This window comes from Micromonospora sp. NPDC002296, assembly GCF_040296145.1.
In the GTDB taxonomy this organism is placed as follows: Bacteria; Actinomycetota; Actinomycetes; order Mycobacteriales; family Micromonosporaceae; genus Micromonospora.
In genome coordinates, this window is record NZ_JBEOWQ010000010.1 from 1 (window position 1) to 12,880 (window position 12,880).

Sequence of the window (12,880 nt, forward strand, 5' to 3'; positions counted from 1 at the left end):
GGTGTACACCCCTGCCACCCCCCGCCCGGGCCCCCCTCCTGCCCGCCGTGGGTTGCTTTCTTTCTCAAACTCCTTATCCTGTGTTATCGGGGCGCCCCCGGGGGGGGGGGGCCCCCCCCCGGCCCCCCCCCACCGCCGTCGAAGAGGAAGTTACGGCTTTGCGATGTCGTAGACGCCGAGGTCGTCGGCGCTCGGCGTCGACTTGAGGGTGCCGGTGCCGGCGAGCAGCTTGATCATCGCCTCCACCCGCGTCCGGTCGAGCTTCCCGGCCTGCCCGCCGTCGACCAGGACGTACGGCCGCATCTCGGTGAGCTCGGCGGCGGCGACCTTCTCGTCGGCCGTCCGGTCGTGCTTCTTGAGCAGCTGGGCGGCTTCCTCGGGGTGTTCCACCGCGTAGACCAGGCCCTTGACCAGCGCCGCCGTGAACTTCTCGACCTGGGCGCGGTCGCTGTCAAGCTTCGTGGCGGAGACCAGCAGGCCGTTGCCGTACAGGTCGGGCAGCTTGTCCGCGTACGGCAGCATCGTGACGGTCTTGCCGCCGGCCGCCTTCTCCAGCAGCGGCTTGCCGGCGGCGAACTGGCCGATCGCGTCCACCGAGCCGGAGGCGAGCAGCTGCGGCAGCGACTGCGGCGAGGACGGGACGAACTTCACCGACTTGGGGTCGATGCCGGCCGCCTTGGCGTACGCCGGGAAGATGAGCATGTTGGTGGAGCCGGAGCTGTCCGCGATGCTGGCGCCGGCCAGCTTCTCCGGCGAGTCGATCGCCTTGTCCAGCGAGGCGATGCCGGCCATCGACTTCTGGTGGACGGCGGCCACCGCACGCACCGGCATCTTCTCGTTGGCCATCGTGGTGATGACCCCGGAGAGGTCGCCGGTGCCGTAGTCGGCCTGCCCCGACCCGATCAGCTTCATGACGTCGACGGTGCCGGTGCCGGGCTTGATGGTGACGTTGAGCCCGGCCTCCTTGAAGTAGCCCTTCTCCAGGGCGACGTAGGCGTACGAGTCCCGACCGAACGTCCCGAAGGAGGTCAGGTAGGTGACGGAGGCGGCATCGGGGGAATCGGTCTTCTCCGAACCACCACAGCCGGAGACGGTGAGTGCGAGCGCCGCCGCGGCGACTGCCGCGACGAGACGGTTACGACCTGACATGTGACCTCCTGCGTGGACGGGATTTATCAAATGTCAAACTTCGCGACCCGTCAAGACCCCGTTTTGATAACGCCGCTCAGCCCGACACCCCGCCCGGCCTGCGGAGTAGCGAAATACCGGCCCGAGCGGCGGCCCCCGGACACCCCGCGGCGACCGGCCTGCGGCGTCCCCGGGGGTGGCCCGTCAGGCGGGCGGCTTGGACGTCGCGACGTTGCGGAACCGCTCGTGCGCCGACTGCCGGCTGATGCCGAGCGCGTTGCCGATCTCGGCCCAGGAGAGCCCGGCCTCCCGGGCCGCCAGCACGGCACGTTCGATCAGCGGCCGTTGCCAGCGTTCCACCTCGGCGAGGATGCCGAGCGCCTGCAACGGCCAGGCAGTCGCCAGTTCGGCGACGTTGTCCCGGAGGGTGTCGGAGCGGCCCAGCAGCCAGCCGGGCGGGGTGGCGGCCAGGATCGGCCGGATGTGCCCGCCCCACTCGGAGGTGGCCATCCAGCGCCCTTCTTCGGCGGCCGGATAGTCGCTGGTGCCGACCCAACCGCAACCGCACCGGGCCCGGTAGCCCACGGTGCCGGCCGGCGCTGCGGCGTCGGTGCTCAGCGTCCCGTCCGGCAGACGGAACCCGATGAGGTTCGCGTGCCCTGGAACCGCCGCCTCCGACATCCCGCAAGCATATGCGTGTCAGGGTTTCCTGACTGTCGATGTCAGGGTATCCTGACACGGTTGCCCAGGGCCGGTCGTCGCCCGGGCCCGACCCTCCGAGAGGAGAGCGCATGTCCGTGGTCAGCGGCACGGTGGCCCAGGGTTACGAGCCGGTCCGGGAGGCGTTCCTGGCGAACTTCGAGACGCGGTCCGAGATCGGCGCGGCCCTCAGCGTCTACCGGCACGGCCGGGAGATGGTCCGGCTGTGGGGCGGGGTCGCCGATCCCACCACCGGCCGCGCCTGGCAGGAGGACACCCTCCAGGTGGTCTACTCGACCACCAAGAGCGTGCCCGCCGCCTGCGCCCACCTGCTGGCCCAGCGGGGGCAGCTCGACCTGGCAGCCCCGGTCGCCGAGTACTGGCCGGAGTTCGCGGCGGCCGGCAAGGGCGGCATCCCGGTCCGCTGGCTGCTGTCCCACCAGGCGGGGCTGCCCGTGCTCGACCGTCCGATCCCCCTAGCGGAGGCGCTGGCCTGGGAGCCGATGGTGGCGGCGCTGGCCGCCCAGGCACCCGTCTGGGAGCCGGGCACGGCGCACGGCTACCACTCGCTGACCTACGGCTGGCTGGTCGGCGAGGTGGTACGTCGGGTCTCCGGCCGCAGCCTGGGCATGTACTTCGCGGACGAGATCGGCAAGCCGCTCGGCCTGGACCTCTGGGTCGGCCTGCCCGCCGCGGAGGCGTACCGGGTCAGCCGGCTCGTCGAGCAGCCGGTGGAGCAGCCCACCACTGCGACACCCGAGGCGCTGCGAGAGATGCTCGCCCGGTACACCGATCCGACCTCGCTGGTGGTCCGGTCGGCCGCGGTGACCGACCCGCCGCTCGACCTCTCCGATCCGGAGACCTGGACGGCCGAGATCCCCTCGGTCAACGGCATCTGCACGGCGTCGTCACTGGCCCGTTTCTACGCCGGCCTGATCGGCGAGGTCGACGGGTTCCGGATCCTCGACGCGGCCACCCTCACCACCGCCACCGCCGAACAGGCCGCCGGCACAGACCGGGTGCTGATGGTTCCGACCCGGCCGGCGCTCGGCTTCGGTCTGCCCCTGCCGGACCAGCCCTGGTGGTCGCCCACCGCCTTCGGCTTCCCCGGCCACGGCGGCTCGCTCGGCTACGCCGATCCGGCCAGCGGCATCGCCTTCGGGTACGTGATGAACGGCCTGCGCGTCACGATGACCCCGGACCCCCGAACGACCAGCCTGGTCGAGGCGGTCCGGGCGGTCGTGTCCCGCCGCCCGGCCTGACCCCCCGCCGCCGGCACCCCGATCCGCGTGGACGCCGAACCCCGGCTCCGGCCGCGCTCACTCCCCGTCGGCGTCCTCGATGCGGATGCCCAACGCCCCCGCCAGGGTGTACGACAGGGCGGCGAGATCCTGCTGGGCCACGATCGCCCCGGCCATGCTCGTCACGCCACCGATCCCGGCCAGGACGCAGTTGGCGAACCGGGTGCCCTCCAGGGACGCCTGGGAGAACTGCGCACCGCTCAGGTCACAGTCGGTGAACCGGGCCCCGCGCAGGTCCGCGTTCTGGAAGTCCGCCCGCGTCAGGTTGCACCCCTCGAACGCCACGCTGGAGAAGTTCGTGAACCGCCACGACGACAGGTCCAGCCGGCAGTCCGAGACCGTCACGTCCCGTACCCCGCCGTTGATCCACTGCACGCCGGTCATCCGCGTCGTCGACAGCCGTACCCGCAGCAGCGCCGACTTCTCCGCCCGCAGGTTCGCCAGGTTCGTGCTCTCGAACAGGCAGTCGGTGAACCTCGCTCCCTCCAGCCCGGCCCCGCTCAGGTCCGTGCCCCTGAACCGGCACTGCGCGAACTCGACCCCGTCCGCCGACCGTCCCGACAGGTCGAGATCGAAGAAGTCCAGCCGGCGGAACGTGGCCTCGTCCTCGACGACGGCGCTCTCCACGGTCGCCGGCTCCAGCGACGCCGGTGGCTTCGGCCTCACCGGCGCCCGCCACCGACCAGCACCACCACGCGACGATCGCACCACCATCCCCGCAGGCTAGCCGAGACGCCGGGATTCCCGCGCAGCACCCAATATCAATCGAACATTCTCAACGTCTTTCCGCATGGTGGCGATCAACTCCTCGATCGAGTCGAAGCGCTCGGGAACGCGTACCCGCTCGACGAAGTCGGTTGTCACCGGTTGACCGTAGAGGTTGGCGGAAACGTCGAGCACGTATGGCTCCACGGTGCGTCGGCGGCCCGCGAAGGTAGGATTCCGGCTGATCGAGATAGCGGCGGGATAGCGGACACCCCCGGCCATGTCCCCGTCGGACCAACTCCTGTCCGCCACGGTGAACCAACCCGCGTAGATGCCGTCGCCGGGCACCACCGAATGCTCGGCGAGGGCGAGGTTCGCGGTGGGAAAGCCGAGACCGCTCCCCCGGCCCTCGCCGTGCACGACCACCCCCGCCACCCGGTGCGGGCAGCCCAGCGTCTCCGCCGCCGCGGCCACGTCACCCGCCAGCAGGCGTTCCCTGACGTAGGCCACGGACAACCGGTCCGGCTGCCGCGGCCCGGACGCGTCGACGGCGTGCACGGCCACGCCGGCACGCCGGCCCAGCGCCGCCGGGTCGCCCCCGCCCCCGGCAACGGCCGCCGGGTCGAGCACCAGCACCACCGCCGGCAACCTCGCCGCGAGGGCGGCGACCGCCGACCCGTCCCAGCCGCCATTTGCCGACGCGGCGGCGAGCGGCTGCACACAGATCGCGTCGACACCCAGGCCCGCGAGCAGTCGTCCGTCGTCCTCGACGGCCGCCGCCTCGGCCGGCGAGGGCACCAGGAACAGCAGCACGCAGGCCACCCCGAGCCGACGGGCCTCCGCGACGCCGCTCCACACCAGCCGGTCGCGTCCGGACTGCGATCCGTCGCTCACGGCAAGGACGCACGGGCCCACATCGGAAGGTACGTCTGAGACACCTCGCCAGATACGCACCGCGCAACCTTACCGGGCTGGCGGGGCCGCCCCGCCGAGCTCGGCGAGCGCACGATCACCCACCGTCACCACTCGGCCGGCCCGGGGGCCGGTCGAGCCGGTCAGGCGCCGCGCGGGGCGTACATGATGACGGCGACGCCGAGCAGGCAGATGGCCGCGCCGGTCAGGTCCCACCGGTCGGGGCGGAACCCGTCGACGAACATGCCCCAGGCGAGCGAGCCGGCCACGAACACCCCACCGTAGGCGGCCAGGATGCGGCCGAAGTTCGGGTCGGGCTGGAAGGTGGCCACGAAGCCGTAGGCGCCGAGGGCGATCACGCCGGCGGCGACCCACCACAGGCCGCGGTGTTCGCGCCAGCCCTGCCACACCAGCCACGCGCCGCCGATCTCGGCGAGCGCGGCGAGGGCGAACAACAGCAGCGAACGGAGGACGGTCACCTGCCGGACCGTACCCCGGCCGCCCCCGCCGGCCCCCGCACCGCGCCCCGGGATCCGCCCGGTCAGCGACCCAGCATGCGCTTCACGGCCCGGCGGAGGCGGGCCCGAAGGCCCGGCCTGCGTGGGCGACGCCGATGTTGCGCGGCCGGGACGGCCAGCCGGAGTTCTCGCCGGGCGGCAGCGACTGGCGCAACAACGAGACGACCAGCCTCTCCGAATGGGGCCCGGAATTGTACGCCGGCACCACGAAGCTGACTTTCGGAGCATTGGTATCGACGACCACCGCTTTTCCCCGGCGGGATCCGTGACCCGCTGACCGGACGCGAACACCATCATGGACCGCCGGACTCACCGCGTGTTGTCGCATTCATGTCCGGGCCTGTTTCCCGGGTCAACTCTCCCGTTCCGGGCCCTAAAGGATTGACCCAGCTCCGGACCCGAAACACCGGCGGACCGCCGGATCGGGCCGACGGACCGACGGCAATTGCCGCGGTGGGATCTGGTTGGGCGGGCCTGGTAGGGGAATCACCCCACCCGTACCGCCCACCAGGGGCGAGGAGGGATGGAACCGTGAGCCACGACCAGCGCGACCGGCAGGACCCCCAGGAGCAGTTCCGCACCCCGGACGAGCAGACCGGCGGACGGCAGTCCGCCCCCGGGAAGACCTGGAAGATGCCCGACGCCCCCGACCACGGCGAGGAAAGCTACCGGGGCACCGGCCGGCTGACCGGGAAGCGGGCCGTCGTCACCGGCGGCGACTCCGGCATCGGCCGGGCCGTCGCCCTCGCCTTCGCCCGCGAGGGCGCGGACGTGCTGATCACCTACCTGCCGGAGGAGAAGACCGACGCCGAGGAGACCGCCCGGCTGGTACGTGACGCCGGTCGCACGGTGGTGACCGTGGCGGGCGACATCCGCGAGGAGGCGCACTGCCAGGAGATCGTCCGGCGGGCCGTCGACGAGCTCGGCGGCCTGGACATCCTGGTGAACAACGCCGCCCACCAGATGTCGCAGGCCGGCGGGATCACCGACATCAGCACCGAGCAGTTCGACCGGGTGCTCAAGACCAACCTGTACGCGATGTTCTGGCTCTGCAAGGCGGCGGTGCCGCACCTGGCACCCGGTGCGACGATCATCAACACGGCGTCGATCCAGGCCTACCAGCCCTCTCCCGACCTGTTGGACTACGCCACCACGAAGGCCGGCATCGTCAACTTCACCAAGGGGCTGGCGCAGAACCTGGCGGACAGGGGCATCCGGGTCAACTGCGTGGCGCCCGGCCCGATCTGGACCCCGCTGATCCCGGCGACCATGCCTGCGGAGAAGGTCGAGTCGTTCGGCGCGGACGTGCCACTGGGTCGGGCCGGCCAGCCGGCCGAGCTGGCCCCGGCGTACGTCTTCTTCGCCTCCCAGGAGTCCAGCTACGTCACGGGCGAGGTGCTCGGGGTGACCGGCGGCAAGCCACTGGCGTGACCGGCGGTGAACTGCCGGAGGCCGTGTGAGCGGCAGGCTCCGCGGGTAAATCGGGATGATGGGATTGCTGCAGACGTCGCCGCCACCACCCCGCGCCACGGAACTTCACTGCTGGGTCCTGTCCACCGGAGCGGAGCTTCGCGGCCTCCGCGCGTCCCTGCACGAAGCGTTCACCGGGCACGCCATCGCCGAGGGCGAGGAACTCGACGGCATCCCCGAGCGGGTCGTACTGGTGGCCACGGAGCTGGCCACCAACGCCCTGCTGCACGGGCTGCCGCCGACCACGGTCCGGCTGCTTCGGGACGAGGACCTGTTCATCCTCGACGTCACCGACCACGACCTGACCACCGTGCCCGAGCTGGCCGACACCTGCCCGCTGGGCGCCGGCGGTCGAGGCCTCCAGCTCGCCCGGGCCTTCTCCCTGGACGTCGGCTGGTACGCCACGGAGGACACGAAGCACATCTGGGCGTCCTTCCCGCGCGGGGAGGCTCAGCGCGAGGAGCGGTGAGCAGACCTGCGGGCGGCGAGCTCGCGGCCTGGCCGTCAACAGGCCGGGGACGTGGCGCCCAGACCCAACGTGGCCAGCACTCCGGTGATCTCCAGCACCCGGCGCACCTCGGGCCGGACGTCGGTGACGGTGAGCCGGCAGCCCTGTTCGGCGGCGCGGGTATGGGCGCGCAGCAGCACCAGGATGCCGGACGAATCCAGGAACCGGACCCCGACGAAGTCGACCTCCAGCGCGTTCAACGGCGGACCGTCCAGGGCGTCGGCCAGGGCCGCCGCCAGCTCACCGGAGGTCGCCAGGTCGATCTCGCCGGTCACGACGAGCAGCCCCCGACCCTCGGAGACCGCGAGCGGGGTGATCGACAGATGACTGGGCATCGGCCATGGAACGGGCATCGGCGTGGCGGGGCTCAACGAACCACTCCCCCTGATCGGTGACCGGCAGCGGTCCCTGGTGGCAGAAGGTGGGCACCGGCTCGTTCGCCCAGGGTAGCCGGCACCCGGATCGATCGCAGACCCCGGGGGATCCGGGCCGGACGTGGTGGCGCTCACGCCCGGCCCGGCCCGGCACGGCCCGGCGGTACGGTTTCCGGGCGGACCGGCATCCGGCCCGCCCCGCGAGCCGCCGGCCGAACACCGGAGACCAGGACTGACGGAGGACACCGTGCCGGACGCCGACGAGCTGGTCGCCGACGCCCTCGCGGCGGCGCGCGGCACCGACGTACGCGCGGCGGAACGGCAGCTCGACCGGCTGGTGGTCGGCGCGGGCGTCACGGACGGCCCGGCGGCGGTCGACGCCGCCCTGGTGTCCCGCCTCGTGCGCGGCGTCGGCCGGCTCTGGCCCCGGGGCTGGCAGCCGGCGGACCTGGCCCGGATCGCGGCCCGCCGGCTCGGGCCGCCGGCCGGGCGGCTGGTGGTCGACCTGACCGCCGCCCAGCGCCGGGACCTGAACGGCACGGTCCCCGGCTGGTGGGACGACCAGCTCGCCGGCCTCGACGCGGCCGTGTGGTGGGACGACGACCGCCGCTACCTGACGTCCTGGGCGGCCCGGGAGGGCACCGACCGGATCGCCGCCCTGCGCGACGCGGTGGACGTGCTGGCGTTGGTCGAGGGGTTGCCCCCGATCGCGGTGCTCCGCCCGCCGCCCGGCACCACCGCCCCGGCGGCGGCCGTCCAGGCCGGTGGCAGCGGGTCGCGGATGCTCGACCGGGTGCGGGCCCTGCTGGCCAAGGCCGAGTCGACCACCTTCCCGGCGGAGGCGGAGGCCCTGACCGGCAAGGCGCAGGAGCTGATGACGCGGCACAGCCTCGATGTCGCCCTGGTCGCCGCGACCGCCGCGCGAACCGACGTGCCCGGCGGCGTGCGGCTCGGCACGGAGCCACCGTATCCGGGCGCGAAGGCGTTGCTGGTGCAGGAGGTGGCGGCGGCGAACCGGTGCGAGTCCGTCTGGTCCGACGACCTGGAATTCGCCACCGTGCTCGGCTTTCCGGCCGACCTGGCCGCCGTCGAGCTGATCTACACGTCGCTGCTGGTGCAGGCCACCGCCGCTATGCTGCGCGGCCGGACCGAGCGCCGGCCCACGGGCGGCAGCCGGCGGACGAAGGCGTACGACGAGTCGTTCCTCAACGCGTTCGCGCTGCGGATCGGCGAACGGCTGCGCTCCGCCACCGACGAGGCGAGCCGGGAGGCGGCCCTGGAGCAGGGGGCGGACCGGTTGCTGCCGGTGCTCGCGGCCCGCACGGAGGCGGTGCGGGAACGGCTGGACGACCTCTTCCCGGGGGTCACCAGCAAACGGCTCACGGTCGCCGACGAGGAGGGCTGGTCCTCCGGCACCTCGGCCGCCGACCGGGCTTCGCTGAACCCGGCCGGCCGGTCGCCCCGGCCGCTGCGCGGCGGCCGACCGGCCCGCTGACCAAGCCCGGTCGGGACCGCCCGAGCACGCCGGAGGACGTCACGCACCGTACCCACCGGCACGCGGCACGGCCACCCGGCCACGTGGGAACGGGCCACCGACACGCGAAGCGCCGGGCCGGCGAGAGCCGGCCCGGCGCGGCAAGAGCTGGGTCTCAGCTCTTGAAGGCATCCTTGATCTTCTCGCCAGCCTGCTTGAGGTTGGCCTTGGCCTGGTCGTTGCGGCCCTCGGCCTCAAGGCGCTCGTCGTCGGTGGCCCGCCCGGCGCCTTCCTTCAGCTTGCCGGCGGCGTCCTCGGACTTGTTGGCGATCTTGTCGTCCATGCCCATGACAACCTCCTGTGGTGCGTTTTGTCAGTACTGCGACGTCATGGAGGTACCCCGCCATCCGGCTGCCCAATCCTCGCCCGGCGGAGACGACGGTCACCCGCCGTGACCGACGGGACGGGCGAGGTCAGGCCGCCGGCCGGAAGCGGCGCAGGCGAAGGCTGTTGGCCACCACGAAGACCGAGGAGAAGGCCATCGCGGCCCCGGCGATCATGGGGTTGAGCAGGCCGGCAGCGGCCAGCGGCAAGGCGGCCACGTTGTACGCGAAGGCCCAGAACAGGTTGCCCTTGATGATCGCCAGGGTGCGGCGCGACAGCCGGATCGCGTCCACGGCGGCGGTCAGGTCGCCCCGGACCAGCGTCAGGTCGCTCGCCTCGATCGCCACGTCGGTCCCGGTACCCATGGCCAGGCCCAGGTCGGCCTGGGCAAGGGCGGCGGCGTCGTTGATCCCGTCGCCGATCATGGCCACGGTCCGGCCCTCGGCCTGGAACCGCCTCACCACGTCCACCTTGTCGGCGGGCAGCACCTCGGCGGTCACCTCGGCGATGCCGACCTCGGCGGCCACCGCCCTCGCCACCGTGGCGTTGTCGCCGGTGAGCAGCACCGGGGTCAGGCCGAGGGCGCGCAGCCCGGCGACCGCCGCAGCGCTGGTGGGCTTGACCACGTCGGCCACCGCGAGCACGCCCCGGGCGTGCCCGTCCCAGCCGGCCAGCACGGCCGTCCGGCCGGCGGCCTCCGCGTCGGTCACCGCCCGTTCGACCTCCTCCGGTACGTCGAGTCCGCGCTCCCGCAGCAGCCGCAGCCGGCCGACGGTCACCTCGCGGCCCTCGACGGTCCCGGTGACGCCGAGCCCCTCGACGTTGGCGAACCCGGTGACCGGGGCGAGCGGCCCCGCGTCGGCGGCCCCGGCGGCGACGGCCCGGGCGATCGGGTGCTCGCTGGCCGCCTCCAGCGCCCCGGCCAGCCGCAACAGCTCGGCGGCGTCCCCGCCCCCGGCGGGGAGAACGTCGACCAGGGTCATCCGCCCGGTGGTGACGGTGCCGGTCTTGTCCAGCACCACGGTGTCCACCTGCCGGGTGGACTCCAGCACCTCCGGGCCCTTGATCAGGATGCCGAGCTGGGCGCCCCGCCCGGTGCCGACCAGCAGCGCCGTCGGCGTGGCCAGGCCGAGGGCGCACGGGCAGGCGATGATCAGCACCGCCACGGCGGCGGTGAACGCGGCGGTGGGGCCGGCCCCGGAGCCGAGCCACCAGCCCAGCGTGCCGGCGGCCAGCGCGATCACGATCGGGACGAACACCCCGGAGATCCGGTCGGCCAGCCGCTGCACGGCCGCCTTGCCGGTCTGGGCCTGCTCGACCAGCCTCGCCATCTGGGCGAGCTGGGTGTCGCCGCCGATCCGGGTCGCGGTGACCACCAGCCGGCCGCCGGCGTTCACGGTCGCCCCGACCACGGTGTCGCCGGGGCCGACCTCGACCGGGACGGACTCGCCGGTGAGCATGCTCGCGTCGACGGCCGACGTGCCGTCCTCGACCACCCCGTCGGTGGCGATCTTCTCGCCGGGGCGGACCACGAACCGGTCCCCCACCGCGAGCTGGTCCACCGGGACGCGGGTCTCCACCCCGCCGCGCAGCACGGCGACGTCCCTGACGCCCAGCTCCAGCAGGGCGCGCAGCGCCGCCCCGGCGGTCCGCTTGGACCGGGCCTCGAAGTACCGGCCGGCGAGGAGGAACGCGGTCACCCCGGCGGCGGCCTCCAGGTAGATGTTGCCGGCGCCGTCGGTGCGGGTGATGTCGAGCCGGAACGGGTGGGTCATGCCGGGCATCCCGGCGTCGCCGAGGAACAGCGCCCACAGCGACCAGCCGAACGCGGCCAGGGTGCCCAGCGAGACCAGGGTGTCCATGGTCGCCGCGCCGTGCCGCAGGTTGACGAGCGCGGCCCGGTGGAAGGGCAGGCCGCCGTAGACCACGACCGGGGCGGCCAGGGTCAGCGACAGCCACTGCCAGTAGTCGAACTGCCAGGCCGGGACCATGGCGAGCACGATCACCGGCACGGCCAGCACGACCGACACCCACAGCCGGGTACGCAGCCCGCGTAGCTCGTCGACCGGCTCGGTGGCGGGCTCCGCGCCGGCCGGGGCGGGCGGGGGCGGCACGACGGCGGTGTAGCCGGTCTTCTGCACCGTGGCGATCAGGTCGTCCGGGCTGACGTCGTCGGCGTACGAGACGCTGGCCTTCTCCGTGGCGTAGTTGACCGTGGCGGTCACGCCGTCCATCCGGTTGAGCTTCTTCTCGATCCGGGCGGCGCAGGACGCGCAGGTCATCCCGCCGATCGCCAGTTCGATCCGGTTCTCTACGACCTGCAACGGCCGCGTGGGCGAGGTCATCTCAGCCCTCCTGTCAGTCATGCCCGTGCCCGGGGACCCCGTGCCCGGCACCGGCACTCGGGGTGCCGGTGGCGGTCGGGGCGGTGGCGGTCGGGCTGATGGTGGCGGCCGGCGCGCTCGTCGCCGGGCCGCCGGGCGCGGCGGGGACGCCCACGACGACCGTGAACTCGGCCGTGTGCACCGCCTCGCCGTGCCGGAAGTCGAGGTAGAGCCGGTACGCGCCCGCCGAGGGGAACTCCGCGGAGAACGTGACCGCCGGCCCGGCCGGGGTCCGCCCGTCTCCGGGTGCGCCCTCGGGATGTACGTGCAGGTATGCCAGGTCCCCCTGGCGCAGCGCCACCAGGTGCCCGTACGCGCCGAGGTAGGGCTGCAGGTCGGTGACCGGCGTGCCGTCCCGGCTCACGGTCAGGGTCAGCTCGGTGGCGCGGCCCGGCTGCGGCGATCCGGCCAGGGTGACGGTGTAGCCGTCGGCCGTGGCGCTGGTCGCCGGCTCGGGCAGCGGCCGGGTGTCGACCGGGCCGGGCACGGTGACGTCGACGCCGAGGGTCAGCGCCGGGCCGCCGGTGGGGGTGAAGTCCGCGAAGGCGCGCCATACCCCCGGGCCGCCGAGCGGGGAAGCGACGCGCCAGGTGCCGTCCGGAGCCAGCTCCGGGTGGACGTGCCGGAAGCCGGAGAGGTCCCGCCGCGCGACGATCAGGTGCATCCGCTTGTCGTGTGCGACGTCGTAACGGGTGACGGGGGCACCGTCGGGGCCGGTGATCCGGAAGGCGAACTCGCCGGCCGGCGCGGCCACCGGGGCGAGGGTCCAGCCCCGGTCGGAGACGAGCAACCCGCCGGGCAGGTGGGCCGCGTCGTCGTCGGTGGAGGAGTGCGCGCCGCCGCCGGAGGGCTGCGCGGCGCTGCCGTGGGTCGGGTCACCGGCGTCGTGGCGGGTCTCGGCGGCCGGGGCGACGGGGCCGGCCACTTGGCCGACCCCGTACGCCGCGCCGAACACCGCCGCGAGGCCGAGGGCGAAACCGCTCAGCTTCGTCGCCGTGTTCATGGGGTACCTCGGTTCTGTGC

14 protein-coding genes are annotated in these 12,880 nt (G+C 73.4%); 4 read left to right on the forward strand and 10 right to left on the reverse strand.

What is annotated here, in order from left to right; all coding sequences use genetic code 11:
- Window positions 1–150 precede the first annotated feature (150 nt).
- Both ABT023_RS10880 and ABT023_RS10885 read right to left on the reverse strand, forming a co-directional pair.
- Window positions 151–1,149 carry an ABC transporter substrate-binding protein gene (locus tag ABT023_RS10880; RefSeq protein ID WP_350884020.1) on the reverse strand — a complete coding sequence of 333 codons (999 nt, stop codon included), beginning with the start codon at window positions 1,147–1,149 and terminating at the stop codon, window positions 151–153.
- A 183-nt stretch (window positions 1,150–1,332) separates the two neighbouring features.
- Window positions 1,333–1,809, reverse strand: coding sequence for a hypothetical protein (locus tag ABT023_RS10885; RefSeq protein WP_350884022.1), 477 nt, complete (start codon window positions 1,807–1,809; stop codon window positions 1,333–1,335).
- A gap of 110 nt (window positions 1,810–1,919) precedes the next feature.
- Between ABT023_RS10885 and ABT023_RS10890 the strand changes: the two genes are divergently transcribed.
- Window positions 1,920–3,089: a serine hydrolase domain-containing protein gene (locus ABT023_RS10890; protein ID WP_350884024.1), complete on the forward strand. Its 1,170-nt coding sequence runs from the start codon at window positions 1,920–1,922 to the stop codon at window positions 3,087–3,089.
- A gap of 57 nt (window positions 3,090–3,146) precedes the next feature.
- Here the strand turns inward: ABT023_RS10890 and ABT023_RS10895 are convergent, their stop codons facing one another.
- From ABT023_RS10895 to ABT023_RS10910, 4 genes are all read right to left on the reverse strand, one after another.
- Entirely contained in the window at window positions 3,147–3,794 is a 648-nt protein-coding gene (locus ABT023_RS10895) for a pentapeptide repeat-containing protein (RefSeq protein ID WP_350884026.1), read from the reverse strand.
- A 57-nt stretch (window positions 3,795–3,851) separates the two neighbouring features.
- Window positions 3,852–4,727, reverse strand: coding sequence for a riboflavin kinase (locus tag ABT023_RS10900; protein ID WP_350884028.1), 876 nt, complete (start codon window positions 4,725–4,727; stop codon window positions 3,852–3,854).
- Between the two features lie 161 nt (window positions 4,728–4,888).
- Entirely contained in the window at window positions 4,889–5,224 is a 336-nt protein-coding gene (locus ABT023_RS10905) for a YnfA family protein (RefSeq protein WP_350884030.1), read from the reverse strand.
- A gap of 82 nt (window positions 5,225–5,306) precedes the next feature.
- A complete protein-coding gene (locus tag ABT023_RS10910) occupies window positions 5,307–5,507 on the reverse strand; it encodes a glycosyltransferase (protein WP_350884032.1) in 201 nt (66 codons plus the stop codon).
- Window positions 5,508–5,794: 287 nt separating this feature from the next.
- Here ABT023_RS10910 and ABT023_RS10915 point away from each other — a divergent pair, with 287 nt between their 5' ends.
- On the forward strand, window positions 5,795–6,694 hold the full coding sequence (locus tag ABT023_RS10915) for an SDR family oxidoreductase (protein WP_350884034.1): 900 nt from the start codon (window positions 5,795–5,797) through the stop codon (window positions 6,692–6,694).
- Between the two features lie 58 nt (window positions 6,695–6,752).
- The gene (locus ABT023_RS10920) at window positions 6,753–7,202 is read left to right on the forward strand and encodes an ATP-binding protein (protein WP_350884036.1); all 450 of its coding nucleotides are present in this window, start codon (window positions 6,753–6,755) and stop codon (window positions 7,200–7,202) included.
- A gap of 35 nt (window positions 7,203–7,237) precedes the next feature.
- Here ABT023_RS10920 and ABT023_RS10925 read toward each other — a convergent pair whose 3' ends face one another.
- Window positions 7,238–7,576 (reverse strand): STAS domain-containing protein, encoded by a 339-nt coding sequence (locus ABT023_RS10925; RefSeq protein ID WP_350884038.1) that lies wholly within the window; start codon window positions 7,574–7,576, stop codon window positions 7,238–7,240.
- A 286-nt stretch (window positions 7,577–7,862) separates the two neighbouring features.
- Here ABT023_RS10925 and ABT023_RS10930 point away from each other — a divergent pair, with 286 nt between their 5' ends.
- A complete protein-coding gene (locus tag ABT023_RS10930; RefSeq protein WP_350884040.1) occupies window positions 7,863–9,110 on the forward strand; it encodes a DUF2786 domain-containing protein in 1,248 nt (415 codons plus the stop codon).
- 154 nt (window positions 9,111–9,264) lie between these two features.
- On the opposite strand, the gene ABT023_RS10935 is transcribed toward ABT023_RS10930, so the two are convergent.
- The 3 genes from ABT023_RS10935 to ABT023_RS10945 all read right to left on the reverse strand — a co-directional run bounded on the left by ABT023_RS10935 (window position 9,265) and on the right by ABT023_RS10945 (window position 12,860).
- Window positions 9,265–9,438: a CsbD family protein gene (locus ABT023_RS10935; protein ID WP_350884043.1), complete on the reverse strand. Its 174-nt coding sequence runs from the start codon at window positions 9,436–9,438 to the stop codon at window positions 9,265–9,267.
- 124 nt (window positions 9,439–9,562) lie between these two features.
- Entirely contained in the window at window positions 9,563–11,818 is a 2,256-nt protein-coding gene (locus ABT023_RS10940; RefSeq protein WP_350884045.1) for a heavy metal translocating P-type ATPase, read from the reverse strand.
- Window positions 11,819–11,831: 13 nt separating this feature from the next.
- A complete protein-coding gene (locus tag ABT023_RS10945; protein ID WP_350884047.1) occupies window positions 11,832–12,860 on the reverse strand; it encodes a DUF8832 domain-containing protein in 1,029 nt (342 codons plus the stop codon).
- Window positions 12,861–12,880: the final 20 nt, after the last annotated feature.